Annotated in this window: 25 protein-coding genes; 9 read left to right on the top strand and 16 right to left on the bottom strand. The window is 69.1% G+C overall.

All coding sequences use genetic code 11. The features are described from left to right. Window positions 1-28 precede the first annotated feature (28 nt). From OHB24_RS30730 to OHB24_RS30690, 9 genes are all read right to left on the bottom strand, one after another. The gene (locus OHB24_RS30730) at window positions 29-418 is read right to left on the bottom strand and encodes a DUF4345 family protein (protein WP_327634350.1); all 390 of its coding nucleotides are present in this window, start codon (window positions 416-418) and stop codon (window positions 29-31) included. Beyond that, window positions 415-1,140: an SDR family oxidoreductase gene (locus OHB24_RS30725; RefSeq protein WP_327634349.1), complete on the bottom strand. Its 726-nt coding sequence runs from the start codon at window positions 1,138-1,140 to the stop codon at window positions 415-417. The genes OHB24_RS30730 and OHB24_RS30725 overlap by 4 nt, the downstream gene beginning before the upstream one ends. A gap of 17 nt (window positions 1,141-1,157) precedes the next feature. Next, window positions 1,158-2,066 (bottom strand): RNA polymerase sigma-70 factor, encoded by a 909-nt coding sequence (locus OHB24_RS30720; RefSeq protein ID WP_327634348.1) that lies wholly within the window; start codon window positions 2,064-2,066, stop codon window positions 1,158-1,160. Between the two features lie 32 nt (window positions 2,067-2,098). Then, window positions 2,099-2,620, bottom strand: a complete 522-nt coding sequence (locus tag OHB24_RS30715; protein ID WP_327634347.1) for a hypothetical protein — start codon at window positions 2,618-2,620, stop codon at window positions 2,099-2,101. Window positions 2,621-2,716: 96 nt separating this feature from the next. Then, the gene (locus OHB24_RS30710) at window positions 2,717-3,292 is read right to left on the bottom strand and encodes a DinB family protein (RefSeq protein WP_327634346.1); all 576 of its coding nucleotides are present in this window, start codon (window positions 3,290-3,292) and stop codon (window positions 2,717-2,719) included. Then, on the bottom strand, window positions 3,289-4,740 hold the full coding sequence (locus OHB24_RS30705; RefSeq protein WP_327634345.1) for a cobyric acid synthase: 1,452 nt from the start codon (window positions 4,738-4,740) through the stop codon (window positions 3,289-3,291). Before OHB24_RS30705 ends, OHB24_RS30710 begins: the two co-directional genes overlap by 4 nt. Before the next feature lie 9 nt (window positions 4,741-4,749). Further along, window positions 4,750-6,282: an MFS transporter gene (locus tag OHB24_RS30700; protein ID WP_327634344.1), complete on the bottom strand. Its 1,533-nt coding sequence runs from the start codon at window positions 6,280-6,282 to the stop codon at window positions 4,750-4,752. A gap of 70 nt (window positions 6,283-6,352) precedes the next feature. Beyond that, complete coding sequence (locus tag OHB24_RS30695) at window positions 6,353-6,883, bottom strand: YbaK/EbsC family protein (protein ID WP_327634343.1); 531 nt, start codon at window positions 6,881-6,883, stop codon at window positions 6,353-6,355. Further along, window positions 6,880-7,179, bottom strand: a complete 300-nt coding sequence (locus OHB24_RS30690) for a GNAT family N-acetyltransferase (protein ID WP_327634342.1) — start codon at window positions 7,177-7,179, stop codon at window positions 6,880-6,882. Before OHB24_RS30690 ends, OHB24_RS30695 begins: the two co-directional genes overlap by 4 nt. Before the next feature lie 69 nt (window positions 7,180-7,248). Between OHB24_RS30690 and OHB24_RS30685 the strand changes: the two genes are divergently transcribed. Both OHB24_RS30685 and OHB24_RS30680 read left to right on the top strand, forming a co-directional pair. Next, the gene (locus OHB24_RS30685; RefSeq protein WP_327634341.1) at window positions 7,249-10,029 is read left to right on the top strand and encodes a WD40 repeat domain-containing protein; all 2,781 of its coding nucleotides are present in this window, start codon (window positions 7,249-7,251) and stop codon (window positions 10,027-10,029) included. A gap of 114 nt (window positions 10,030-10,143) precedes the next feature. Then, a complete protein-coding gene (locus OHB24_RS30680; RefSeq protein ID WP_327641127.1) occupies window positions 10,144-10,965 on the top strand; it encodes a helix-turn-helix domain-containing protein in 822 nt (273 codons plus the stop codon). 1 nt (window position 10,966) lies between these two features. Here OHB24_RS30680 and OHB24_RS30675 read toward each other — a convergent pair whose 3' ends face one another. Together OHB24_RS30675 and OHB24_RS30670 are read right to left on the bottom strand one after the other, a co-directional pair. Beyond that, on the bottom strand, window positions 10,967-11,407 hold the full coding sequence (locus tag OHB24_RS30675) for an organic hydroperoxide resistance protein (protein ID WP_327634340.1): 441 nt from the start codon (window positions 11,405-11,407) through the stop codon (window positions 10,967-10,969). A gap of 12 nt (window positions 11,408-11,419) precedes the next feature. Further along, complete coding sequence (locus OHB24_RS30670; protein WP_327634339.1) at window positions 11,420-12,373, bottom strand: quinone oxidoreductase family protein; 954 nt, start codon at window positions 12,371-12,373, stop codon at window positions 11,420-11,422. A 63-nt stretch (window positions 12,374-12,436) separates the two neighbouring features. On the opposite strand from OHB24_RS30670, the gene OHB24_RS30665 reads away from it, so the two are divergent. After that, window positions 12,437-13,087 (top strand): TetR/AcrR family transcriptional regulator, encoded by a 651-nt coding sequence (locus tag OHB24_RS30665; protein ID WP_327634338.1) that lies wholly within the window; start codon window positions 12,437-12,439, stop codon window positions 13,085-13,087. On the opposite strand, the gene OHB24_RS30660 is transcribed toward OHB24_RS30665, so the two are convergent. From OHB24_RS30660 to OHB24_RS30645, 4 genes are all read right to left on the bottom strand, one after another. Beyond that, entirely contained in the window at window positions 13,071-13,817 is a 747-nt protein-coding gene (locus OHB24_RS30660; protein WP_327634337.1) for a sulfite exporter TauE/SafE family protein, read from the bottom strand. The two genes, OHB24_RS30665 and OHB24_RS30660, sit on opposite strands and share 17 nt — an antisense overlap. Window positions 13,818-13,922: 105 nt before the next feature. Continuing rightward, window positions 13,923-15,071 carry an SPFH domain-containing protein gene (locus OHB24_RS30655; RefSeq protein ID WP_327634336.1) on the bottom strand — a complete coding sequence of 383 codons (1,149 nt, stop codon included), beginning with the start codon at window positions 15,069-15,071 and terminating at the stop codon, window positions 13,923-13,925. Window positions 15,072-15,175: 104 nt separating this feature from the next. Next, a complete protein-coding gene (locus tag OHB24_RS30650) occupies window positions 15,176-15,703 on the bottom strand; it encodes an NfeD family protein (protein WP_327634335.1) in 528 nt (175 codons plus the stop codon). Between the two features lie 195 nt (window positions 15,704-15,898). Beyond that, the gene (locus tag OHB24_RS30645) at window positions 15,899-16,681 is read right to left on the bottom strand and encodes an ABC transporter ATP-binding protein (protein WP_327634334.1); all 783 of its coding nucleotides are present in this window, start codon (window positions 16,679-16,681) and stop codon (window positions 15,899-15,901) included. Between the two features lie 61 nt (window positions 16,682-16,742). On the opposite strand from OHB24_RS30645, the gene OHB24_RS30640 reads away from it, so the two are divergent. The 4 genes from OHB24_RS30640 to OHB24_RS30625 all read left to right on the top strand — a co-directional run bounded on the left by OHB24_RS30640 (window position 16,743) and on the right by OHB24_RS30625 (window position 21,103). Next, a complete protein-coding gene (locus OHB24_RS30640; RefSeq protein WP_327634333.1) occupies window positions 16,743-17,477 on the top strand; it encodes a hypothetical protein in 735 nt (244 codons plus the stop codon). A 53-nt stretch (window positions 17,478-17,530) separates the two neighbouring features. Further along, window positions 17,531-18,748 (top strand): phosphoserine phosphatase SerB, encoded by a 1,218-nt coding sequence (gene serB, locus OHB24_RS30635; RefSeq protein ID WP_327634332.1) that lies wholly within the window; start codon window positions 17,531-17,533, stop codon window positions 18,746-18,748. Window positions 18,749-18,766: 18 nt separating this feature from the next. Beyond that, complete coding sequence (locus OHB24_RS30630; RefSeq protein WP_327634331.1) at window positions 18,767-19,645, top strand: GNAT family N-acetyltransferase; 879 nt, start codon at window positions 18,767-18,769, stop codon at window positions 19,643-19,645. A 75-nt stretch (window positions 19,646-19,720) separates the two neighbouring features. Then, complete coding sequence (locus tag OHB24_RS30625) at window positions 19,721-21,103, top strand: glycoside hydrolase family 16 protein (RefSeq protein WP_327634330.1); 1,383 nt, start codon at window positions 19,721-19,723, stop codon at window positions 21,101-21,103. A 128-nt stretch (window positions 21,104-21,231) separates the two neighbouring features. On the opposite strand, the gene OHB24_RS30620 is transcribed toward OHB24_RS30625, so the two are convergent. Beyond that, window positions 21,232-22,251 carry a hypothetical protein gene (locus OHB24_RS30620; RefSeq protein ID WP_327634329.1) on the bottom strand — a complete coding sequence of 340 codons (1,020 nt, stop codon included), beginning with the start codon at window positions 22,249-22,251 and terminating at the stop codon, window positions 21,232-21,234. Window positions 22,252-22,466: 215 nt separating this feature from the next. Here OHB24_RS30620 and OHB24_RS30615 point away from each other — a divergent pair, with 215 nt between their 5' ends. Continuing rightward, on the top strand, window positions 22,467-23,534 hold the full coding sequence (locus OHB24_RS30615; RefSeq protein WP_327634328.1) for a cyanophycinase: 1,068 nt from the start codon (window positions 22,467-22,469) through the stop codon (window positions 23,532-23,534). Beyond that, window positions 23,531-26,335: a cyanophycin synthetase gene (cphA, locus tag OHB24_RS30610; RefSeq protein ID WP_327634327.1), complete on the top strand. Its 2,805-nt coding sequence runs from the start codon at window positions 23,531-23,533 to the stop codon at window positions 26,333-26,335. Before OHB24_RS30615 ends, cphA begins: the two co-directional genes overlap by 4 nt. The last annotated feature ends 19 nt before the right edge of the window (window positions 26,336-26,354 follow it).

The following is a 26,354-nucleotide window of genomic DNA, read 5'->3' as shown; positions in this document are numbered from 1 at the left end:
TATTGTGACAGTCCTACTGTCACAGTCGTCAAGTCATCTTGCGTGTCCCCGCCAGTGCGGTGAGCGGAAGCACCACCATCAGACTCACGCCGACCGCGAGTACGACGGACCAGCCGGGCTGGTCGCCGTCGAGATGGCCGAGGTGGAAGGCCGTGTGCGGCACCGAGAACGCGAGATAGGCGAGCAGCGCCAAGGTCGCGAGGTAGCGGTCGAGGCGGATCGCGGCGGCGGTCAGGACGACGCCGAGGCCGAGTGAGGCCGCACCGAAATCGCGGAACGCGTGCTCGGCGAACGGCGGATCCCAGTCGACCGTCGGAACGTTGTCGTAGAACGACTTCGGCGCGAACGTCAGCCAGAACCCCAGAACGAACTGGAGCGCGGCCAACGCCACCAGCACGCCGCGCACGTACCCCCTCATCCGAGATGCTCCGCGAACGTGATCCGCCCGTACGCCGGCCCGTCCACCATCGCCTCGCCGTTCGCGAACGCACGGAACACCTTGCCGCCCAGGCGCACTCCGACGATCGGGCGCCGCGAGCCCTTCGCCCGCTTCCAGATGTGGGCCAGCTCCGGCACCGACAGGCGTTCGGGTCCGCCGATGTCCGGAGCCCGCCCCTTCACCGGCGGCTCGCCGACAAGCTCGGTCAGCCGGGCGGCGACGTCCTCGACGGCGATCGGCTGCATCATCATCTTCGGCGCGATCACGACCGGGAGGTACCGCTGGGCGGCGAAGACGCGCTCGACCAGGTCGTGGAACTGGGTAGCGCGCTGGATCGTGTACGGCACGCCCGACTCCTCGACCAGCCGCTCGACCTCGAGCTTGGTCCGGTAGTACCCGAGCGGGATACGGTCGATCCCCGCGATCGACATCACCACGAGGTGCTTCACCCCCGCCGCGGCTGCGAGCAGGTTCCGGGTCTGCTGCGCATCCTGGCCGCGGAGACTGGTGGCGAGGTGCACCACCACGTCGGCGCCCTCGAGTGCGGCTGCCAGCCCGTCGCCGGTCGTGAGGTCAGCCACGACATGGTCGGGTCCGGCCCGGCGGCTGAGCACCCGTACCTCGTGGCCAGCCGTACGGAACGCGTTCACGGTGGGCCTGCCGAGGTGGCCGGTCCCACCGGTGACGAGAAGGGAAGTCATCCTGGTGTCCTTTCGGTTCACCAGGAAAGATCGGACAGCCTCCCGATCTGTGACACCTGGGCGGCGGCAAAGGCGAGCTTGTCCGGATTCAGCACGAACCGGAGGGCGCTGACGCCCTGCGGCCCGGCCTCGACGAAGCACACCGCCATCAGCCCGTCGGGGCTCTCGGCAACGAGCACCGGCTCGCCGTTCGCCTCCGCGAACCGCATGACGAAGCCCGCGCCGAACTTCTGCAGCGTCCCGATCAGGTACCGCGCCACCTGGGTCCGGCCGACGACCGGGTTCCGGGCCGCGGTCACCTTGCCGCCGCCGTCCGAGGTGGAGACGACGTCCTCGGCGAGCAGGCGTTCGAGCTGCTCGATCTCGCCCGACTGCGCCGCCGCGAGGAAACGATCGACGAACTCGCGCCAGCCAACCCGGTCGACCGGCTGCCTGCGCCGCGAATCAGTCGCCACCCGCTTGCGGGCGCGGGACAGCAGTTGCCGGGCGTTGGCGTCCGTCGTCCCGATCAGCTCAGCCACCTCGCGATGGCTGTACCCGAATGCTTCGTGCAGGACGTACGCCGCCCGCTCCGCCGGGGTCAGCGCCTCCAGCAGCAGTAGCAGCGCGAACGACACCGAGTCCCGCTGGGCGACGATCTCCAGCGGCTCGAGCGCGTCGAGCCCGGTCCGCCCCGTCAGCACCGGCTCCGGCAGCCACTCGCCGACGTACAGCTCCCGCCGCGCCCGCGCCGACGTCAGCTGCTTGATCGACAGGTTGGTGACGACCTTCGCCAGGTACGCGTTCGGATCCCGCACCGTCGCCCGATCGACATCCTGCCAACGCAGCCACGCGTCCTGCACGATCTCCTCGGCATCGGTCGCCGTACCGGTCATCCGATACGCAATCCCGAACAACCGCCCCCGCTGCCGCTCGAAGTCATCCACGCGCTCAGTCTGTCAGGGACTGCCCGCGAGGTTCATTGGTGTGCCAGCAAGGCGATCAGCTCCACGACGCCCGGGCCAGGTTCTCGACCGGGAGCGGGAGCAGGCTCTGCTTCCCGTAGCCCGGTGGCGAGCAACTGGGCCGCGACCTCGTCCGGCAGACCGAGAAGGTCGGCGACATCGTCGCAGCTGTGATCTCCGAGCTGGACGAGAGCAAGCATGGTCCGCTGATGCTGCGCGAGTACCCGCAGCCCGACGATGGCGATGCTCTCGACAGTGCTGTCGAAACGGTCGCGCTGCGGCCTGCCGTCGATCCGGTCGCTGACGGCTCCGGCGCGCAGGCAGTGCAGATAGGTCAGGCGTGCCAGCTCGTGTCGTGACGGGAGCCCACCGTCCGACCGGGGTGGACTCGCACAGTAGGCAGCGATGACATCGACCACGACTCTCTGCGCAGCGGCTCTGTCGCGCAGAATCGTCCCTGCGATCCACCGCAGTTGGTCACCGTGCGTCGACCAGATCCGCACGAAAGCATCGTCGGCATCGGACGCGCTGTTCATCTTCCCCCTGGACCACCCTGAGCGACGGCTCGTCGCCAGGGGCAGGGGCGCGGTCGACACCGACAGTAACACCGCCGGTGCGCGGTGAAAAGGCAGTCACACCTGGTCTGAGGGCTGGCGGAACGTCTCCGCGGCTCGCTGGATCTGGGCGTAGTAGTCCGTCCAGGCGGCCTCGTCGAGCATGTCTGCGTCCTTGCCGCCCTGGCCGTCGATCAGTTCGCGGACGATGTCCGCGTGGCCGGCGTGGTGGGCGGTCTCGTCGACGACGCGGACGAGCAGCGCGCCGAACGTCGTACCGCGTTGCCCCTCGGCCCAGTGCGGAACTTCGGCCGGGTGGTCCAGGTCGAGCTCGGCGATGGAGCGGTCGCTGTGCGCGCAGGCCTCGCGGTAGAGGCCGGTGATGTACTCCGTCGACTCGGACGGCAGCGCCCACATGTCGGCACCGCCCCAGACCGAACCGTCCTCGTTCCAGGGCAGCGCCTTCTCCGGTGGCCGACCGACACTCGTGCCGAGGTACACCTGCTCGATGCCGACGAGGTGCTTCACCAGCCCGAGCAGATTGGTCCCGGACGGCACGAGCGGACGCCGACGGTCGTACTCACCGATCCCGTCGAGCTTGGCAAGCAGCAGCGCACGGGTGTCCTGGAGATACTGCTGGAGGTGGGACTTCACGGGGCTCCTGGTGGGATGAACGGGACGGGTGGTGCGCCGTGCTCGATGAGGTGCAGCAGCGCGGCGGTGTCGGCGTATTCGTCGATCATGTCGGCGAGACGGTCCAGCCGCTCCTCGCGCAGGCCGGCGAACGAGACCGAGCCGTCAGGCGCGGGCTTGCCGGTGAGCCCGGCGACCTCGGCGAGGAACGCATGCCGCGCGGAGTCGTCGTCGAGCAGACCGTGCCAGATCGTGCCCCACGTGTTGCCGCTGCGGCACCCACCTGGGAACGCCTCCGCGTCACCAACCACCTCGACGACACCATGATGGATCTCGTACGCCGTTCGCGCCGGCCGCGCCAGCGTCTTCTCGCGGGCGAACGTGGTTGCTACCGGCAACAGCCCCAGACCGGCCGACGAGCCACCCGACTCGACCTCGTACGGGTCGGAGATCGTTGCGCCGAGCATCTGATAACCGCCGCAGATGCCGAGCACCGGACGGCCGTCCGCGACCCGTGCCGCCACAGCCTCGGCGAGACCGAGCGACCGGAACCACTCCAGATCCGCACTGGTCGCGCGCGAGCCCGGCAACACGACCAGGTCGGCGTCGCGGACCTCCCCCGGACTCGTGGTGAAGAACACGCTGTTGGTCGGCTCCACCGCGAGCGCGTCGAGGTCCGTGAAGTTGCTGATCCGCGGGAACCGCACCACCGCGATCGTCAACAGGTCACCCGGCGAGGCACGCCGTACCGGGATGTCCAGCGCGTCCTCGGAGTCCAGCCACAGCTCGGGCAGCCACGGCAGTACGCCGTACGTCGGCCGGCCGGTGACCGAGGCGAGCATGTCGATCCCCGGCTGCAGCAGCGAGACGTCGCCGCGGAACTTGTTCACCAGGAATCCGCTGATCAGGGCCTGATCGGCCGCGTCGAGCAACGCGACCGTGCCGAACATCGACGCGAACACTCCCCCGCGGTCGATGTCGCCGACCACGACGACCGGAGCCTTGGTGTGCTGCGCGAGGCCGAGGTTCACGTAGTCCGACTGCCGCAGGTTGATCTCGGTCGGGCTGCCCGCGCCCTCGCTGATCACCACGTCGTACCTCGACGCGAGATCGTCGTACGCCGCGAACGCCGCCTTCGCCAGCTCCGCCCGCTCGGTCAGGAAGCCGCGGGACGTCAACTCGCCCCACGGCTCACCCATCAGGACGACGTGGCTGCGCCGGTCGCTGCCCGGTTTGAGCAGGACCGGGTTCATCGCGGCCTCGGGCTCGGCGCCGGCGGCAACGGCCTGGATCCACTGCGCGCGGCCGATCTCGGTGCCGTCCGCGCAGACCATCGAGTTGTTCGACATGTTCTGCGCCTTGTACGGCGCGACCCGCACACCCTGCCGCGCCAGCCATCGGCACAGCCCGGTGACGACGGTCGTCTTCCCGGCGTCGGACGTCGTACCGGCGATCAGCAGCGAACCCACGCCGCCATCTTAGGGTTCGTCCGCCCGGCGCCGTTCGGTAGCCGGGAGACGCGGCGTCGGACCCTGGAAGCGCGTCGCTCCGGTCTTCGACGACAGCGGCTTCGCGATGGCCTCCAGCGACTTGCCTTCCGCGTCCACGCCGAACACCCACGCGATGATCCCGCCGGCCAGCATCACGGCCGCGCCGACGATGTAACCGACCGTCAGCGGCCCGCGCGCCGGGTTGTCGCCCTCACCGATCAGCGAGGCGAACAGGTACGGCGCGATCACGCCGCCGGTCAGCTGCGAGATCGCGAAGAAGAACGAGATCGCCTGCCCGCGCAGCTCGATCGGGAAGATCTCGCTCACCGTCAGGTACGCCGAGGACGCACCGGCCGACGCGAAGAAGAACACCACGCACCACAGCCCGGTCAACGACGCGGCGTTCAGTACGCCGGCGTTGAACAGCAACGCGGTGATGAACAGGACGACGGCCGACAGCGTGTACGTGCTGAGGATCATCTTCCGGCGGCCGACGGTGTCGAACAGGTGCCCGAGCAGCAGCGGGCCGGCCAGGTTGCCGATCGCGAACGGGAAGAAGTACAGCGCGACGCTGGAGTCGTTCAGGCCGAAGTACGACTTCAGCACCAGCGCGTAGGTGAAGAAGATCGCGTTGTAGAGAAAGGCCTGGGTGACCATCATCGAGAAGCCGAGGAACGATCGGCTGCGGTAGTCGCGGAGCATCACGCGGGCGATCTCGCGGTACGTCACCGGCGGGTAGTCGACGACCTCGATCGCCTCGTCGTCGCGGACCTCGCGCAGTTCGCCGCCCTGCCGCCGTACCGTCTCCTCGATCTGGTCGACGGTCCGCTCGGCCTCCTCGACCCGGCCGTGCGTCATCAGCCAGCGCGGGCTCTCCGGGATGTGCCGGCGCAGGTAGATGATGACCAGGCCCATCACCGGGCCGATCAGGAAGCACAGCCGCCAGCCCCACTCGACCGCGACGATGTCCGTGTTCAGGAACAGCAGACCGACCGCGGACCCGATCAGCGCACCGGCCCAGTAGGTGCCGTTGATGCCGATGTCGACGCGGCCGCGGTACTTCGACGGGATCAGCTCGTCGATCGCGGAGTTGATCGCGGCGTACTCACCGCCGATGCCCATCCCCGCAATGAACCGGAAGACCAGCAGCGACCCGAGGTCCCAGGACAGGCCGGCCGCGCCGGAGGCGATCAGGTAGACCAGCAGCGTGACGATGAACAGGCTGCGTCGCCCGAGCCGGTCGGTCATCCGGCCGAACAAGAGCGCGCCGACCACCTCACCGGCCAGGTAGATCGACGCCATCAGACCCACCTCGGAGGTGGTCAGATGCAGGGTCTCCGGTTCCTTCAGCACGTTCCCGACCAGGGAGACCAGCTGGATCTCCAGGCCGTCCAGGATCCAGGAGACGCCCAGACCGACGACGATCATCCAATGGAACTTGGTCCAGGGCAGCCGGTCCATCCGGGCCGGCACGAGACTCGGTATCGCCTTGCCGTGCTCCAACGCGTGTTCGCTGCTCATCCCTGCTCCTCCCGGCCCGTGATTGGAAAGCCTTTGGGCCGGTACCCCAGGAGTGACGAACCCCAAACGGTCAGTTAGCGGGTGCGGCGAGCTGCAGCACTTCGGCGGTGGGGAGCTTGGCCAGGTCGGCGCCGTCGACGAGGAGTTTGGAGGCGCGCATACCGCTGCCGATCACGACCGGACCGGCGTTCGCGACCGCCTCGTCGACCAGGACCGGCCAGTCGGCGGGCAGTCCGATCGGCGTGATGCCGCCGTACTCCATCCTGGTCGTGCTGACCGCGTCGTCCTGCGCGGCGAACGAGATCTTCCGGACGCCGAGGTGCTTGCGGATCACGCCGTTCACGTCGGCCCGGTGGGTGGCGAGCACCATCACCGCGGCGTACGTCGACTCACCGGCGCGCTTGCCGTGGACGATCACGCAGTTCGCCGACGCGGCCATCGGTACGTCGTACTCGGCGCAGAACGCGGCCGTGTCGGCCAGGCCGGGATCGATCGCGGCCGCGGACGCCGGGATCGATCCGATGCCGTCGCGGACCGGCTCGGCCAGCAACTCCGGGACCTCGGCGGCGGCCTTCCACTCGAGCTTGCCCAGTACCGTCACTCGCCCTCCCGCTTCACGAGGTCGGCGTACTCGGTGTGATCGGTCAGGAAGTCGATGTAGAACGGGCAGAGCGGCTTGACCCGGAGCCCGAGCGCCCGGGCATCGTCGAGCGACTGGGTCGCGATCCGGCCGGCCACGCCCTGGCCGCGGAATTCCGGCAGCGTCTCGGCATGCACGAAGCTGATCACACCGGGGTGCAGCCTGTAGTCGACGAATCCCATCAGATTGCCTTCGGCGTCGACCGCTTCGTACCGGCTCCGCTCCTTGGCGTCCACGACACTGATCTCGTTCTCCATGCCCGCCACTCTAACCAGCCCGCCCTGGACCGGCCCTGCCGTGGACCGGCCGTGGCCTAGCGTGCCGCCGTGCACAACTCACCGCCCGGGTTCGTGGAGCTCCCTCCAATTGCAAGCGGTCCTGACGACTTCCTGTCGGCATTGCGGAACGCCGACTGGTCGGCGTTCGAGCCCTCTCGTGACCTGCCTCCACTGCGCGACGCACTTGCTGAGCTCCAGGTGGAACACGGGGTCACGGACGCGCACCGGTTCGCGACCGAACAGATCAGGTCGGCCGGTGCGGTACTCCGCCACCCCGACGGGCATCTGGTCGAGATCGACGCGTTGGCGCTCAGTCCCTGTGGGCGCTACCTTGCGGTCGGCTCGTGGTGCGGCGACGACTACGACCGCGGCGGTGTGCTGCAGGTCTGGGAGCTCCATTTCGGGCGCTGTGTCAACAAGCTGGACGGAGTCCCCGGCGGCGTGGGCTGGCCCGGGTACGCCCGCAGCATCCAGTGGTCGCCCGACGGGCAGCGGGTCGCGATGGCGTTCAACACCAACATGGTGGGGTTGTGGGACCCGTTCGGCGCGGACGGCGAGGATCCGATCGGCGATGCCTCGGTGACCGACGGCGGTTCGCGTCCGCCGGACTTCGCGTTCGCGCCCGACGGAACGCACGCCTACATCGGGATGCGGGCCCCGCGTGAGGTCCACGGCTGCATCGCCCGACTCGACCGGAAACACTTCTTCTACAACGCGTACGACGAAGACGGTCCGCAGCCCGCGTGGCTGGCCGAGACCCTACCGCCGGCGATCAAGGCACGGCTCGGCGACAACGAACTCTTCTTCGAGCAGGTCTTCTGGTCACGGGACGGCTCGCGGATCTACGGCTACAGCCGACGCAACTGGGCGGCGTCGATCGACGTTCACAGCGGCCAGGTGGTGTGGCTCGACGGAGCCGACACGCACGGCCAGGCCCCGGCCTGGAGTCTCGACGAGCGCCTGGTGGCGGTTCACCTGGACGGGCGCCTGCTGATCGCCGACGCCCTCAGCGGTGCGCTGGTCGGCGAGCTCCCTGGACTGCCCGGTGCCCAGCTGTGCTGGGGAGCCCGTGGCCGGCTGGCCGCGGTCCTGACCGACCACCACTTCCCTCGCGTGGTCGTGCACGACCCTGACGGACGCAGCCACCACCTCCACGTGGCGCCGAAGGAAGCGGACTGGGAGCTTCCCGACGCGGGAGTCTGGGCATGGTCACCGGACGGCGAGTTCGCCGCCTGCCTCACCTCGGCCGATCGGATCGAGATCTGGTCGCCTGGGCAGTACCCGGAGGCCGTGGACGTCTTCGACGTACCCGAGGACATCACCGGCGTGATCTGGGGCGCGGACGGCGTCATCGTCGCGGCCGGCCGGACCAGGCTGCGATTCATCGAAGCCTCGACCGGCGACGTGCTCGGCGACTTCCGCTTCCTGCGCGAGCCGTACGCTGCGCGCCCGCTCGAGCTCGACGGTGACGACATCGGCCTCGACCTCCAGGACGAGGACCAGGGCGACCCCTCGTTCGTCCTCGACGAGGACACCTGGGCTGCGGCGTTCGCGCCGGGTCTCGTGATCGCCCCCGATGACCGGCGCGACGACCTGGACCTGCTGCTCGCCTGGGCGGTCGACCGGCGGTACGCCTGGCCCACGTGGTGGGGCGAACTGGACATCGTCCCGGACGCGGAGAGCGCGGCCGGACGCCTCGGAGCGCCGTACGACGAATACCTCGAGCCGTTCGTCGGCGCAGCCGAACCCGCGCCCGCCGTGACCTGGCCACCGCCGAACACAGCGACCGTGGACGACCTGTTCCAGCTCGCGCTGGACTCCGTCGGGCCGTTGCGGACGAGCTGGGATCACCATGTCAGCGAGAGCCTCCGGCACGCGGCTCGGCTGCGCGCACGGCGCGGCGAAGCGCAAGGCGCGATGGAACTGCTGGCCGCCGTGCCCACTCCGAGCGAGCGCCTCCGCGGCACCGCCGACGTCGCGCTGATCCTGGCCGCTGCCGGCCTGCTCGACGATGCCCGGGCCGTCTTCACCGTGACCGACGCCGACATCGACGCCGTACTCGACGAGTACAACGTGCCGTTCATCGCGTCGTCGATCGGCGGCGCCTACACCGCACTCGGCGACGCCGCCCGGGGCGATGCCTGGTTCGCCCGCGCCCGGGCCGCGATCGAGCCCGAGACCAATCCGGGCGAGCATCGCCTGGCCGTTGCATGGGCACTGGTCGAATGCGGCCGCGTCGAGGAGGCTCGCGCCGTCTGGCAGGGCGCAACCACCACGCCGTCGACGTTCTACACCACACCGTTCCTGGCGTACCTGGTACGAACGGGACGAGACGCCTTCGCCCGCGAGCTCTTCACGCTCAAGAGCACGTCGGGGACAGACTACGTCTCCTACTCCGAGGACGGTACGCAGGAATACCTCGGGCATCTCGAGGAGGGCTGGTTCGACGGTTGGGAAGGTGTGGAGGTGCTCGCTGCCCTCGGGCGTCCGGACCTGATTCGTGAGTGGGCGCGGGTCTTCGGCGACGGCTACGCCTACGAAGACGTGCTCGCAAAGGCCGAAGCCACCGCACGCGACGGAAGTCTCCACCCGACACCGGCCGAGATCTCCGGTCTGGTGGACGAGTACGGCACGCTGCTGAAGACGCCGCGCGCCCGGCGTGAACACCCGACCCAGTTGCTCGTCCTGCAGGCCGCCGCCTGCGGTCACCTCGGCGCGGTTCTGAACCTGATCCCGGCGTTGCCGGACGACGACTTCAACGGTCGACCCGGTTCCGCCTTCCGCGCCCTCTGGATCGCGGCGACGGGCGCCGACGTCGAACCCTGGTGACTGGACAGGCGGTAGCATCACCCGCTGGAATGGGTGCGTGGCTGGGCGTGGGACAGGGTGAGTGAGCAGACGACTGTGAGCGGCGGCGAAGGCGGACCGACCGCTCTCCGAATCATGCTCGGTGGGCAGTTGCGGCGGATGCGTGAATCCGCCGGGATCAGTCGTGCCGACGCGGGCTGGCAGATCCGGGCGTCGGAGTCCAAGGTCAGCCGGATGGAGCTCGGCCGCGTCGGGTTCAAGGAGCGCGACGTCAGCGACCTGCTCGAGCTCTACGGCATGGCCGACGAGGGCGAGCGCTTCCGGTTGATGGAGCTGTCCCGGGCCGCGAACAACCCGGGTTGGTGGTCCCGTTACGGCGACGTGATGCCGAGCTGGTTCGCGAACTACGTCGGGCTCGAGGTCGCCGCGACGCTGATCCGGACGTACGAGGTGATGTTCGTCCCGGGCCTGTTGCAGACCGAGGAGTACGCGCGGTCCGTCGTACAGATGGGCAAGTCGTTCCTGCCGAATCAGGAGGTCGACCAGCGGGTGGAGCTGCGGGTGACCCGGCAGCAGATCCTCACCCGGCCGAACCCGGCCCGGCTGTGGGTCGTCATCGACGAGTCGGTGCTGCACCGTCCGGTCGGCGGCGAGGACGTGATGCGGGCGCAGATCGAGCACCTGCTCAAGTGGTCGCAGCAGCCGAACATCACGTTGCAGGTGATGCCGTTCAGCAGCGTCGGGTACCCGGGCGCCGGCGGCGCGTTCAGCCTGCTGCGGTTCCCGGACGGCGACCTGCCGGACATCGTCTACATCGAGCACGCGGCGAGCGCGGTCTACCTGGACAAGGTCGAAGAGGTCGACGAGTACGTCGCGATCATGGAAGGGCTGACGATCTCCGCAGCCCCGGTCTCCGCGACCGAGGGCCTCTTGGAAGAGGCCCTCGCGCGGATGTGAGTCAGGCGACCTTGAGGTCGACGTTGATGTTGCCGCGGGTGGCGTTGGAGTACGGGCAGACCTGGTGTGCCTTGGCGACGAGGTCCTCGGCGACCGCGTTGTCCAGGCCGGGCAGGCTGACGACCAGCGCGACCTCGAGGCCGTAGCCGGCGCCGCCGTTGATCGGGCCGATGCCGACCTCGGCGGTGACGGTCGAGCCGTCCATAACATCTTGGGCCAGACGGGCCTTGCGGGCCACGACCTTCAGCGCACTGTGGAAGCAGGCCGCGTAGCCGGCCGCGAACAGCTGCTCCGGGTTGGTTCCGTTGCCGGAGCCACCCATCTCGGCCGGCGGTACGACGAGGACGTCGAGCTTGCCGTCGTCGGTGGCGACCTTGCCGTCCCGGCCGCCGTTCGCGGTGGCGCGGGCGGTGTACAGAACCTTCTCAACAGCGATAGTCATCAGTGGTTTCTCCTAGCGAGTGGGGTCGAGCAGGAGCTTGCCGACGGTCCGGCGAGCTCGCATGTCTTCGTGGGCGGAGGCGACGTCGGACAGCGCGTACTCGCCGCCGACGATCGGGCGGAGCTTGCCGCCCGCGGTCAGGTCGAACAGCTCGGTCAGCGGACCGCCGAGCAGCTGCGGGTTCGCGAAGCAGTCGGCCAGCCAGAAGCCGGCGATCGTCTTCGAACCCTTCATCAACCGGCTCGAGTCGATCGGCGCGGCCGACTGCCGGGACGCGGCACCGAAGGTGACCAGGCGGCCGAAGCGGCCCAGTGCGGCGAACGACTCGTCGAAGGTCTGGCCGCCGACCATCTCGAGCACGATGTCGACGGGCTTGCCGCCGTTCGCCTCGAGGATGCGGTCCTTCAGGCCTTCCGGCGTACCGTCGATCGCGGCGTCGGCGCCCAGCTCGAGGACCTGCTTGCGCTTCTCCTCGCTGGAGGCGGTCGCGATCACGCGGCCCGCGCCCCAGAGCTTGGCGAGCTGAACGGCGAGCGAACCGACACCGCCGGCACCGGCGTGCACCAGGACGGACTCGCCCGGCTGCAGGTGCGTCGACGTCTTGAGCAGGTGCCACGCGGTGGTGCCCTGCAGCACGAGCGCCAGCGCGTCGCCGTCGCTGACACCTTCCGGGACATCCCAGGCGTACGGCGCGTGGGCGACAGCCTGCTCCGCATAGCCACCGGACCCGACGAGCGCGACCACCCGGCGGCCGTCCGCGGTGTGGCCGACGACCTCGCCGCCCGGGATCAGCGGCAGCTCGGTCTTGGAGAGGTAACTGTTCTCGACCTGGTGCGTGTCCGCGTAGTTGATGCCCGCGCGGTCGACCGTGATCAGGACCTGCCCCTCGCCGGCGACCGGCGCCGGGACATCGCTGACCTTGAGGACCTCGGGTCCGCCGAACTCGGTGATCTGAATGGCTCGCATACACCGTACTATACACTGTACGTTAGGAGCATCGAAGGGAGATGGGTCACATGGCTGGGTCCGATGTCTAGGACGCCGCGGAACACCCTGAGCGCCGACCTGATCGTGCGGACGGCGCTGGAGCTGATGGAGGCGAAAGGCACCGACGCGTTCAGCCTGCGCGGGGTCGCCGGCGAGCTCGGGGTCGGCCCGATGGCGCTCTACACCTACTTCCGGAACAAGGACGATCTGTACGACGCCGTCCGCGATCACCTGATGGGGCTCCTGCCCTCCGTCCCGTCGGACGAGCCGTGGCCGGACCAGGTGCGAGCCGTGTGCCGGTCGTTGCGGCTGTTGATGCTCCAGCACCCTTGCCTTGCGCAACTACTCGCCGGACGGCCGCTGAGCGGGCACGAGACGGCGCGGGTCGCTGAGGGTCTGCTCGGCGTACTGCGGGCTGCCGGGTTCGACCCGGAGACGGCCGCACGGACGCACACGACGTTGTTCACGTACGTGCTCGGCTCGACGTCGTGGGAGATCCAGATGGCGGCCGAACGCCGCGATCCCGAGGCATGGCGGCGGCTGCGCACCTCGATGGAGTCGCTGTCGGCGCGGGACTTCCCGTCGGTCGTCGAACTGGCGCCGGAGCTGGCCCGTACGACGGGCGGCGACGAACAGTTCGACTACGGCCTGGATCTACTACTGGCCGGACTGCAGCTCAGAACACCATCGTGACGATGGCGAGGATGCCGATGCAGACGATCAGCGCGCGGAGTGCGATCGGCGGGAGCTTCCGGCCGTAGCGGGCGCCGAGGAAACCGCCGATGGTCGATCCGACCGCGATCAGACCGGCCGCGAGCCAGTTGATGTCGTGCACGATGACGAACAGGATCGCGGACGCGGTGTTCACGACCGTGGCGAGGACGTTCTTCAGGCCGTTCATCCGCTGCAGGTTCGAGTCCAGGCCGAGGCCGAGGATCGCCATCAGCAGGACACCTTGCGCGGCGCCGAAGTACCCGCCGTACACACCGGTGGCGAAGACGGCCGGGATCACCCACCACGCGCCGCGGTGCTGATGGGACGGCACGCTGATCCACTTCGACAGCCACGGCTGGAAGGCGACCAGCAGACAGCCGAGCAGGATCAGGACCGGTACGACGGCGTGGAACGCGGAGTCGGGCAGCGTCAGCAGCAGCACTCCCCCGAGGATGCCGCCGGCCAGCGACGCCGGCACCAGCCGGAGCAACCGGCCGCGCTGCCCTTCGAGCTCGCGACGGTAACCGATCGCGCCGGCCGCCGTACCAGGGGCCAGACCGACCGTATTGCTGACGTTCGCCAGCACCGGAGGGATGCCGACGGCAAGTAACGCGGGGAAGGTGAGCAGCGTGCCCGACCCCACCACGGCGTTGATCGTTCCCGCGCCCATCCCCGCCAGCAGGACGAACACCGCCTCGAACCATGTCATCGCTGACCGACTCTACGCACCTGACCCGTCCATTGCAGAGCTGTCCGACGGTTGAACACGCAAGAGCCCTCCCGAACCAAACAGTTCGGGAGGGCTCTGGTGTGGTCAGCGCTGCGGCGGTTCCTGCGCCGGCGGCTCCTGCGACGGAGCCGGCGGCGGGATCGACGGGGAGCTGGGCGCAGCCTGGCTGCGGCTGCTCACGGCCGCGGACTCGGCCGCGGCGATCGCCTCGCGGACCGCGTTGTCGGCCTCGGCCACCGCTGCCGGTGGCGCGGCGGTGTCGATCTCCGGCACCTGGCCGTTGTCCAACTGCGGGGCCTCCCAGTTGCCCTCGGCCTGCTGCGTGATACCCGCCACCTGGCCGACCGCGCTGCCGAGACCCTTGAGCGCGTCGCCGATCTCGCTGGGCACGATCCACAGCTTGTTCGCGTCGCCCTGGGCGATCGACGGCAGCATCTGCAGGTACTGGTACGCGAGCAGACCCTGGTCCGGCTTGCCGGCGTGGATCGCGTTGAAGACCGTGGTGATGGCCTGCGCCTCACCCTGCGCCTTCAGGATCCGCGCTTCCCGCTCCGCCTGCGCCCGCAGGATCCGGGACTGCTTGTCGCCTTCGGCGGTCAGGATCGAGGACTGCTTCTGACCCTCGGCGGACAGGACGGCCGACTGCCGCATACCTTCCGCGGTGAGGATCGCGGCGCGCTTGTCACGGTCGGCGCGCATCTGCTTCTCCATCGAGTCCTGGATCGACGGCGGCGGGTCGATCGAGCGCAGCTCGACGCGGTTGACGCGGATGCCCCATTTGCCGGTCGCCTCGTCCAGCACGTACCGGAGCTTCTCGTTGATCTCTTCACGCGAGGTCAGGGTCTGCTCCAGGTCCATGCCGCCGATGATGTTCCGCAGCGTGGTCATGGTGAGCTGCTCGATGGCCTGGATGTAGTTGGAGATCTCGTACGTCGCGCGCACCGGGTCGTTCACCTGGAAGTAGATGACGGAGTCGATCGACACCATCAGGTTGTCCTCGGTGATGACGCCCTGCGGCGGGAATGCGACCACCTGCTCGCGCATGTCGATGGTGTAGCGGACCTTGTCGACGAACGGGGTCAGCAGGTTCAGGCCCGGCTGCAGGCCGGTCTTGAACTTACCGAACCGTTCGACGATGCCGACGGTCTGCTGCGACACCACCCGGACGGACTTGACCAAGGTCACGATCACAACCAGCGCGACCAGTGCCAGGACTATGAGGAACGCGGTCACTTTGACCCTCCACTCGAACGGACCCTCAGGACGGAGAGCTACTTCAACCGTCCCGCACCTCCGACACTACTGCGCCGAGGGGACCACTCAACGCCAATCCGGCTTCAGCTCTTCGGCGGGTCCGTCGGCTTGGGGTCCTGGGTCGGTTCAGGCATGTCCAGTTGGTGGTGCAACGGCTCGCCGACCGGGTACACGACCGCGGTCGCGCCGTCGATCGACATCACCTCGACGCGCGTCCCCGGGGCGATCGTCGACACCTCGTCGTACGGACGCGCCGTCCACAGCTCGCCGCCGAGCCGGATCGAACCGCCGCCGTCGGGGTGGATCTCCTTGATCACGAGGCCGGACTTGCCGATCACATGGGCCGAGCCGGTCTTCAGCTCCTGGCCGTGATGGATCTTCCGGACGATCATCGGCCGGATCGCGGCGAGCATCGCGGCCGCGGTGATCAGCCCGACGACGATCTGCAGCCACAGCAGCCCCGGTAAGAACGCCGCCACACCGGCCGCGGTGAGCGCACCGGCCGCCAGCATCAGCAACGTGAAGTCCAGCGAGGCCAGTTCAGCCAGGCCGAGGACGGCAGCGATCGTCAGCCACGCCGCCCACAGGTTGTCCCGCAGCCAATCCATCATTTCCCAAGCCTATCTACCTCGGGGGCTTTCAAGCAGATGTTGGACGCGTCATCACCCCCCACCGCTCCCCCACCCAACCGCATTTCCCTGGCTAACCCACCAGTTCGGGGGTTCCTGACCCGCAACCAGAGTCCAGAACCCACAAGTTGCTGGGTCTGCCAGGCAAATTGGTGGGTGAGCCAGGCAAATTGGTGGTCAGAGGGCGCGGGCTGTGTAGCGGCCGTCCTCTTGCTTGAGGGTGAGGGCCAGGTCGAAGGTGTCGCTGAGGGTCTCGGCGGTCAGCGCCTCGTCCATCGGGCCGGCGGCGACGATGCGGCCCTGCTTGAGGAGCAGGGCGTGGGTGAAGCCGGGCGGGATCTCTTCGACGTGGTGCGTGACGAGCACCATCGCGGGCGCGCCGACCGCGGTCGCGATCGAGCTGAGCGAGCGGACCAGTTGCTCGCGTCCGGTCAGGTCGAGACCGGCCGCGGGCTCGTCCATCAGCATCAGTTCGGGGTCGGTCATCAGCGCGCGGGCGATCTGGACGCGCTTGCGCTCCCCCTCGGACAGCGTGCCGAACGTGCGGTCGGCCAGGTGCGCGATCCCGAGCTCGGCCAGCAACGCGTTGGCGCGTGCGTGGTCCAGTTCGTCGTACTCCTCGATCCAGCGGCCGAGGACGGCGTACGACGCCGACATGACGACGTCGGAGACCCGCTCGCTCTTCGGCAACCGGTCGGCGAGCGCGGCGCTGGTCAGTCCGATCCGGGGCCGCAGCTCGAAGACGTCGACCGCGCCCAGCACCTCACCGAGCAGTCCGGCGACACCGGCCGTCGGGTGCATCTGGGCGGCGAGGATCTGCAGCAGCGTCGTCTTACCGGCGCCGTTCGGGCCGATCACCACCCACCGGTCGGCCTCGTCGACCGTCCAGTCGATCCCGTCGAGCAGCCGCGCGTCACCGCGGACGATCGTCACACCGGCCAGCTCCACCACTGCAGTCATGCACAAAACCTAAGGGGTCGCGGTCGGCGCGCGGTCGTCGGGTGGTGAGAGACTTGCGGGCGTGTTGACGACCTCTGCCTCGGTTCGGTTCACGGTGTGGACCAACGCGATGCTGACCGGCGCCTGCGACCCCGACACCGCCGCGCAGAAGATCCTCGGTGACGACGTCGGTCACCATGTCGCGGGCCTCGCCGGTCACCCCGAGCCGGCCACCCTTCCGGTCGCGCTCAATCTGCTGCGCGCCGCGGGTACGACGCAGGCGCATCTCGCCCTGCCGGTGCCGGGTGACCCGATCGGCCTGGCCGGACCGCCGACGTTCAACGAGGCCGCCTTGGAGACCGGTGAGGCCGTCGTACTCACGGGGCCGGAGCTCGGACTCGTTCCGGCGTACGTCGGTCCGGCCGTGCAGTGGACCGTGCTACCGGCCGCTTCGCCGCTGCCTGCCGATCTCGGTGAGTCGGACCGTGGGTTGCGGATGGCGCTGATCGACGCGGCCGAGTCGTTGGCCGCGCTGGATGTCGCGCGCTGGAAGCCGGAGGTCGCGGACGCGCTGATCGACATTCGGCGGATCGGCCAGGGACGTGGTGACGATCTGGCTCCGGGGTACGAGCCACGCGCGGTGAAGACCGCGGCGACGGCCCGGCGCTGTCTCGCGATCGCGGACGCCGCTCTCGACGACGACGGTGCGGCGGTCACCGGGGCCGAGGCCGACGCTCGCCGGCGGGCGCTGCTCGAGCTGGCCGCGGCGGCGCGGCGGGCGTTGGTGGCCGCCTGCGCACCGCCGGTTCATGCCTGAGATTTGGACCGGACACTGGACCGTCATCTCATTTAGGTAGCGTTCGGGGTGCGATGACAGAGCTCAGTGAGGTTGAGAGCGGGTCGGCGGACCGGCCGACGGTGCTGGTGACGTTGACGGGCAGCGACCGGCCGGGGCTCACGTCCGCCGTACTGTCGACGCTCGCGACCCGTGGGCTCGAGGTGATCGACGCCGAGCAGGTCGTCCTCCGGGGCCGGCTGATCCTCGGCGTCCTGCTGTCCGCGCCACGCGACCACAAGCAACTCAAGGAAGAGCTGAAGGCGCTCGCCGACATCATCGACGTCGACATCTCGGTGAAGAAAGGTGTCGGCGACAACGAGCCGCGGCGCAAGGGCCGCAGCCAGGTGACCGTGATCGGCCGCCCGCTGTCCGCGGCCGGACTCGCCGCGGTGGCCGGCCGGATCGCCGACACCGGCGCCAACATCGACCGGATCAGCCGGATGGCGCGGTACCCGGTGACCGCGATGGAGTTCGCCGTCTCCGGCACCGATCCCGAAGTCCTCCGGACCGTGCTCGCGCTGGAAGGTGTCCGGCAGGGCCTGGACATCGCCGTCCAGGACGGCGGGCTGTACCGGCGGGCCAAGCGGCTGATCGTGATGGACGTCGACTCGACGCTGATCCAGGGCGAGGTCATCGAGATGCTCGCCGACCACGCCGGCCGGCTGGCCGAGGTCGCCGCCGTCACCGAGCAGGCGATGCGCGGCGAACTGGACTTCGAGGACTCTCTGCGGAACCGGGTCGCGGCCCTCGAAGGCCTGCCCGCGACGGCCCTCGACGAGGTTTACGCCGCGATCGAGCTGGCGCCGGGTGCGCGCACGCTGGTCCGCACGCTCAAGCGGCTCGGGTACCAGTTCGCGATCGTCAGCGGCGGGTTCAGCCAGATCACCGACAAGCTGGCCGCTGAACTCGGCATCGACTACGCGAAGGCCAACGAGCTGGAGATCGTCGACGGCGTTCTCACCGGCCGCGTCGTCGGCGAGATCGTCGACCGCCCCGGCAAGGCGACCGCGCTGCGGCAGTTCGCCCAGCGGTCCGGTACGCCGTTGTCCCAGACGGTCGCGATCGGCGACGGCGCCAACGACCTCGACATGCTGGCCGCCGCCGGCCTCGGCGTCGCGTTCAACGCCAAGCCGGTCGTCCGCGCGGCCGCCGACACCCACCTGAGCGTTCCGTACCTGGACACGATCCTCTACCTGCTCGGCATCACCCGCGAGGAAGTCGAAGCCGCGGACGCGGATACCCCGGCCTGATGCGGCACGATCGGGTCTATGGACTTCTCGACCCGCCCCGCAACTCTTGACGACGCGCCCGCGATCCACCGCCTGATCGCCGCGGCGGAGAAGCTCTGGCACGGGCAGGCGGAGTCGGCCCCCGACGCGGTGGCCGCCGATCTGCAACGGCCCCTCATCACCCTCGACCTCGACACCCGGGTGATCGAATCCGACGACGAGCTCGTGGCCTGGGCTTGGGTACACGGCGGTCGGCGCGCGCAGGTCGACGTACATCCGTCACACGTCGGTCTGGGTCTCGGGACTGAGCTGCTCGGCTGGGCAGAGGCACGCGCGAGAGAGCACGGCAGCGACTGGCTCGCGCAAACGGTCGACGACGCGGACGAGGCTGGTACGGCGTTGCTCCGCTCCCGCGGGTACGACGTACTCGCGACGAACTGGCTGCTCGAACGACCGGTGTCGGGTGCTGCTCCCGCGCCGCCCGAAGGAGTCACGCTGCGGCCGTTCGCGCCGGGCGACGCGCACGTCGTGCACCAGGTCGTGCAGGACGCTTTCGACGAGTGGCAGCCACGGCGGCACGAGTACGAAGAGTGGGCCAAGACGACCATCGAGCGCCCCAGCTTCGACCCCGAGTTGTCACCAGTCGCGGTCGCCGGTGACGAAGTGATCGGCGTGGCCCTCAGCCTGCACCTCCCCCACTCACCCGACGGCTTCGTCGAACAGGTCGCCGTACGCCGAGACTTCCGCGGCCGCGGCCTGGCCCGCGCACTGCTCACGTTCGCGGCCGAAGCAGCCGGCCACCGCGGCAAACAGTCCCTGACGCTCTGGACCCACTCCGGCACCGGCGCCCTGGCGATGTACGAACGCCTCGGCATGCAGGTACGACGCAGTACAACGGTGTACCGCCGGTCGCTCTGATCCGGTCTGTGACGAGCTGTTGACAGCGCGCCATGAGAGCGCTCCCATTGGCCTTACCGAAACCTGGAGGCCATCATGCGATTCCGCCCTGTCGCACTCGCCTTACTCGCACCACTACTGGCAGTGGTGACCCTGAACGTCGCGGCCGACGCGAGCGTCCCGCCGCCCGCCGACGGATGGACGACCGTCTGGAGCGACGACTTCGACGGCGCCGGCGGAGCTCTTCCGTCCGCGGCCAACTGGATCATCGACACCGGCCACGGCTACCCGGGCGGCCCCGGGAACTGGGGTACCGGCGAGATCCAGAACTACACGAACAGCCCGAACAACCTCTCCCTCGACGGCACCGGAAACCTGCGCATCACGCCGCGCCGCGACGGCGCCGGCAACTGGACGTCGGCCCGGGTCGAGACGCAACGGAGCGACTTCAAACCGCCGACGGGTGGGGTGCTGGCGATCGAGAGCCGGATTCAGATGCCGAACGTCACCGGTGACGCCGCGCTCGGGTACTGGCCGGCGTTCTGGGCGCTAGGTGCGCCGTACCGCGGGAACTACTGGAACTGGCCGGGTATCGGCGAGTTCGACATCATGGAGAACGTCAACGGGATCAACTCGGTCTGGGGCGTGCTGCACTGCGGCGTGAACCCCGGCGGCCCGTGCAACGAGACCAGTGGGATCGCCAACAGCCGCGCCTGCCCGGGTGCGACCTGCCAGGCCGGGTTCCACACGTACCGCTTCGAGTGGGACACGAGCATCTCGCCGAACCAGTTGCGCTGGTACGTCGACGGACAGCAGTTCCACTCGATCAGTCAGGGACAACTGCCGGCTGATACGTGGACGAACATGACCTCGCACGCTGGCTACTTCGTGCTGCTGAACGTCGCCATCGGCGGAGCGTTCCCGGATGCGCTCAACGGCCCGACCCCGCGGGCCTCGACAGTGCCCGACAAGCCGATGATCGTGGACTACGTGGCCGTGTCGTCGAAGGGCGGCGGCACCACCCCGCCGACCACACCTCCCCCGACGACTCCCCCGCCCGGCGGTGGCGGCAGCGCGTACAGCACCCTGCAGGCCGAGTCGTTCCAGCAGCAAGGCGGGACAGGTGTCGAGACGACCGCAGACACCGGCGGTGGCCAGAACCTGATGCAGGTCGGCAACGGCGACTGGGCCCTCTACAGCAGCATCGACTTCGGCAGCACCCCGGCTACCCAGTTCGTCGCCCGCGTAGCGTCCGGCGCAGCAGGCGGAGTCAGCGGGCTGGTCGAAGTACGCCTGGACAGTCGAAGCAACGCGCCGATCGGCACCTTCGCGATCGGCAACACCGGCGGCTGGCAGTCCTGGCGATCAGTCCCCGCCAACATCACCGCAGTCACCGGCACCCACAACGTCTACCTAACCTTCACCAGCGGCCAACCCGCCGACTTCGTCAACCTCAACTGGTTCACGTTCACCCACTAACCGCCGCACCAACTTTGAGAAGCCACCAACCACAAATCGCCGCCGAGAATGGTTGGTGGCTTCTCAAAGTCTCCGGTGACGGTGAGGTGCCGGCACGGTGCGGTGGCGGGGTATCAGGCGGCGGGGTGTTAGGCAGCGTGGAGCCAGAGGGTGGGGTCGTGGGGGGCTTGGGCACGCCAGATCGGCGGGTCGCCGGGGCGGGAGTTGCCTCTTGCGAAGGCTGCGCGGAGGCGGGCGATCAGGTCCGATCGCGGATCGAGGACGTCCTCCCAGCCGAAGTGCACGAGCTCTACAGCCCGATCGCTCAGTCGCTGATCACGCCGGTAGCTGCGGCGCAACTGCCGGCGTCTTTCCTCGGGGCTCTCGCTGTCGTACTTCGCAAGACCGTCGGCCTCACCGATCGTCCGAAACTGCGGCCACCAGAAGTCCACACGTTCGGGCATCCACGCAGTGCCGTCCCAGAACTGGGCCTGGAGGGTCGGCAGGGGCAAGCCGGCAAGGGCGAAGACTGCTCGGGCTATCGACTCGAGCACCGACTCCGACCTCGGATCGCCGAAGCCGATCGTGTTCCGCGCCCGACGGATTCCCGGCCACTGGAACTGCCGCTCCATCACGCTTTCGAGATCATCGACGGAGACGCCGCTGCGCAGTGCGTCGTCGACGGTCACGATCGACTCGCGGAACGGCAAGGTGCGAGCGAGATCCACCACGGTCCTCGCCGCGCCGGTGACCGGCAGCCAGAGGTGCCGAGACACATCGGCCGGGTCCAGGTTTGCACGCCGTACGACGATGTCCTGGCGGCGCTGGTTCCGCTTCGTCGTGGCCGGCCGTGTCAACCAGACGGCGGCCGTCGGAGGCGCCGACCGACGGCGGCTGTCCGTCCAGGTGCGCAGCCCCGCGAGGCCTGCCGCGCTGAAGTGACTGACAACCGAGCCTGGGTGCAGTGCCTGCGCGCAAGCTGTCCGTGCCACCTCCTCGTCCAAGCGGCTGTCGATGTAGTGCCCGTGGTGGTGCTGCAGAACCTGCCTCCTCAAGAGGCGTCGCAGGTCGGCGTCTCGCAGTCCGGCCGCGAGAAGAACCTGCCGGTCTCGCGGCGTCCGAGCGAGCTGCAGCAATCGATGCCGAACGTCCTCAGCCAGCCGATCCATCCGGCCAGGATGCGCCACAACCCATCCTCCGCGCGCCGCACTTCTCGTCCCGCTGTGGATAACTCCCCTCGTCGAACCTCGCCGATCCGACTTTGAGAAGCCACCAACCACGAATCGCCGCCGAGGATGGTTGGTGGCTTCTCAAAGTTGGATTTTGGGGCGGGGGCGGTGACCGGGATGCGGTGCGGCGTGGGGTGAGCACTTAGTCTTCGCGTATGTCTGATGTGCAGGGTGGGGCTGGAGCCCTGTTTGCGATTGGTGGCGCCGAGGACAAGCTGAAGAAGCGGACGGTGCTGCAGGAGTTCGTCGAGGCGGCGGGCGGGTCCAAGGCGCGGATCGTGGTGGTTCCCACCGCGTCCGCGCTCGGACCCGACGTGACCGACGTGTACCGGGCGCTGTTCGCGGCCCTCGGCGCCGAGAGCGTCGTCGGCGTACGCCCGGAGAACCGGGAGGACGCGGACGACCCGGCCTTCATCGCCCCGCTCAACGACGCCACAGGGGTCTTCATGACCGGCGGCAACCAGCTGAAGCTCGCGGGTGTTGTCACCGGTACGGCGTTCGGCCGCGCGGTCACCGCCGCTCACGCGCGCGGTGCGGCCGTCGGCGGTACGTCGGCCGGCGCGAGCATCCTGGCCGAGCACATGATCGCGTTCGGCCGCTCCGGCGCCACCCCGCGGCAGCGGATGAGCCAGCTGTCCAGCGGACTCGGCCTGGTCCAGGGCGCGATCGTCGACCAGCACTTCGCCCAGCGGAACCGGTACGGCCGGCTGCTGTCGCTCGTTGCCCAGTCCCCCGGCCTGCTCGGGATCGGCGTCGACGAGGACACCGCGGCGGTCGTCCGCGGCACCCACCTGGAGGTCGTCGGCCGTGGCGCGGTGACGATCTTCGACGGCACCCGGATCACGTCGAACGCCCACAACGCCAAGCGGTCGGAGCCGATCCTCGCCTCTGGCGTCGTACTGCACGTCCTTCCGGCCACCGCGACGTTCGACCTGCAGAACCGTGTCCTGCTGTCGTACGGCCCGCAGCCGCCGGCGGAGGAGATCGCCGAGATGGCGGCCGCCGAGGCCGACCTGCGCAAGCTCGCCAAGGAGATCGCCGCCGAGGGAGTGTCACCGAGGTACTACGAGGAGCACAAGCGACGGGCGGGACGCCGTACGGCGAAGTCGGCCAAGTCTGCGATCGGGGCCGGGGAGTCCAGACCGGGGGCGACCGAGCCGATCACGGCCGGCGCCGAACCCGACTCCCCCGACCCGACGCAAGCAGACAACGGAAACCCATGACCGAAACGCACGGCACCCCGGCTCCGGACCTGAAGATCATCGAGACCCGCGTCTTCCGCGGCCCGAACATCTGGAGCTACGACCCCGCGATCCACCTGGTGGTCGACCTCGGCTCGCTCGAGAACTTCCCGTCGAACACCATCCCCGGCTTCACCGAGCGGCTGCTCGCCGACCTCCCCCGGCTCGACCAGCACCACTGCTCGCGCGGCCGCAAGGGCGGGTTCATCGAGCGCCTGAACGAAGGCACCTGGCTCGGCCACATCGCCGAGCACGTCTCGCTGCAGCTCCAGCAGGAGGCCGGCCACGACATGCGCCGCGGCAAGACGCGCCAGGTCAAAGGCTCGCCGGGCGTCTACAACATCATCTACGCGTACGCCGACGAACCGGTCGGGCTCGCGGCGGGTGAACTCGCCGTACGGTTCGTGAACAACCTTGTGCAGCCGGACCCCGCGTTCGACTTCACCACCGAGCTGGAGAAGTTCATCAAGCAGGCCGAGCGGACCGCGTTCGGCCCGTCCACGCAGGCGATCGTGGACGAGGCGGTGTCCCGGGACATCCCGTGGATCCGGCTGAACAAGGCCAGCCTGGTCCAGCTCGGGCAGGGCGTGCACGCGAAGCGGATCCGGGCCACCATGACGTCCGAGACCGGCTCGATCGCGGTCGACGTCGCCAGCGACAAGGACCTGACCACGCGGCTGCTCGCCTCGGCCGGTCTGCCGGTGCCGCGGTCGGAGTCGGTCCGCACGGTCGAGGACGCCGTCACGGTCGCCGGCAAGATCGGCTACCCGGTCGTCTGCAAGCCGCTCGACGGCAACCACGGCCGCGGTGTCTGCCTGAACCTGCAGGACTCGGACGCGGTCCGGGAGGCGTTCCCGATCGCGGCCGAGCAGTCCCGGCGCGGGTTCGTGATCGTGGAGAACTTCGTCACCGGCAAGGACTACCGGTGCCTGATCATCAACGGCCGGATGGAGGCGATCGCCGAACGCGTGCCCGCGCACGTGGTCGGCGACGGCGTCCACACCGTGTCCGAGCTGGTCGACATCACCAACGCCGACCCGCGGCGCGGTGTCGGGCACGAGAAGATCCTGACCCGGATCACGATCAACAACGCGGCCCGCGGACTCGTCCGCGACCAGGGGTTCGAGCTGGACGACGTACCGCCGGAGGACGTGATGGTGAAGCTCACGCTCACCGGCAACATGTCCACCGGCGGGATCTCGATCGACCGGACCTGGGAGGCGCACCCGGAGAACGTCGAGATCGCCGAGGAGGCGGCCCGGATGATCGGGCTCGACATCGCCGGGATCGACTTCATCTGCCCGGACATCACCCAGCCGGTGCGGGAGACCGGCGGCGCGATCTGCGAGGTGAACGCGGCGCCCGGGTTCCGGATGCATACCAACCCGACGATCGGCGAACCGCAGTACATCGCGAAACCGGTGGTCGACATGCTGTTCCCGGCCGGTGCGGTCAGCCGGATCCCGATCGTCGCCGTCACCGGGACGAACGGGAAGACGACCACCTCGCGGATGATCAGCCACGTCTTCAAGGGCATGGGCCGCAAGGTCGGGATGACGTCGACCGACGGCATCGTGATCGACGAGCGGCTGGTGATCCGGCAGGACGCGTCCGGCCCGAAGTCGGCGCGGATGGTGCTGCAGAACCCGCGCGTCGACTTCGCGGTGTTCGAGGTGGCGCGCGGCGGGATCCTGCGCGAGGGGCTCGGGTACGAGCGCAACGACGTGGCCGTCGTCCTGAACGTGCAGCCTGATCACCTCGGCCTGCGCGGGATCGACACACTCGAACAGCTCGCCGATGTGAAGGCCGTGCTGGTCGAGGCGGTGCCGCGGACCGGGTACGCCGTACTCAACGCCGACGACCCGTTGGTGCGGAAGATGCGCCGGAAGTGCTCGGGGCAGGTCGTGTGGTTCAGCATGGCCGAGCCGGGCAGCGAGGTCCGCGACTACATCGAGGGGCACTGCCGGCGCGGCGGGCGGGCCGTGGTGCTGGAGCGCTCGGACCTGGGCGACATGATCGTCGTGAAGCACGGGCGCCGGTCGATGCAGCTCGCGTGGACGCACTTGCTGCCGGCAACGTTCGGCGGGCGGGCGATGATGAACGTGCAGAACGCGATGGCGGCGGCCGCGGCGGCGTTCGCGGCGGGTGCGCCGTTGCACGACATCCGGCAGGGACTGCGGACGTTCAGTACGTCGTACTACCTGTCGCCGGGCCGGCTGAACGAGATCGACGTCGACGGTCGCACCGTGCTCGTCGACTACTGCCACAACGCGCCGGCGATGCGGATGCTCGGTGACTTCGTCGACCGGCTCGGGGAGAGCCTGAACGCGTCGTCCGACGTCGGGCGGCCGTCGCGGATCGGCGTGATCGCGACCGCGGGCGACCGGCGCGACGACGACATCCGCGAACTCGGCGAGGTCGCGGCGCAGCACTTCGACGTGGTCATCGTCCGCGAGGACGCCCGGCTGCGCGGGCGCAAGCGTGGCGAGTCGGCAGGACTGGTGAAAGCCGGCGTACGGGCCGCGATGGAGAGCGGCGCGCGGTGCCGGACGGTGGACGTCGTACTCGACGAGCTCGAGGCGGTGCGGTTCGCGCTGGAGCGGTCGAACCCGGGCGATCTCGTGGTGCTGTGTGTCGATCAGCATCAGTCGGTACTCGCGGAGCTCGAATCGGTGTCGCACCTGGCGCAGGCCGGGGCGCGGTCCGGTGACGAGGGCGGCGACCCCGACTTCGTGCAACCCGACGAAGAGATCACAGAGGAGACGCCGCGGGAACTTGCCTAGGGCAAGTCTCGTTGGCTGT

Origin of the sequence: Kribbella sp. NBC_00482, from assembly GCF_036013725.1 — a bacterium.
GTDB lineage: Bacteria > Actinomycetota > Actinomycetes > Propionibacteriales > Kribbellaceae > Kribbella.
This window is presented reverse-complemented; position numbering and strand designations above follow the sequence as displayed.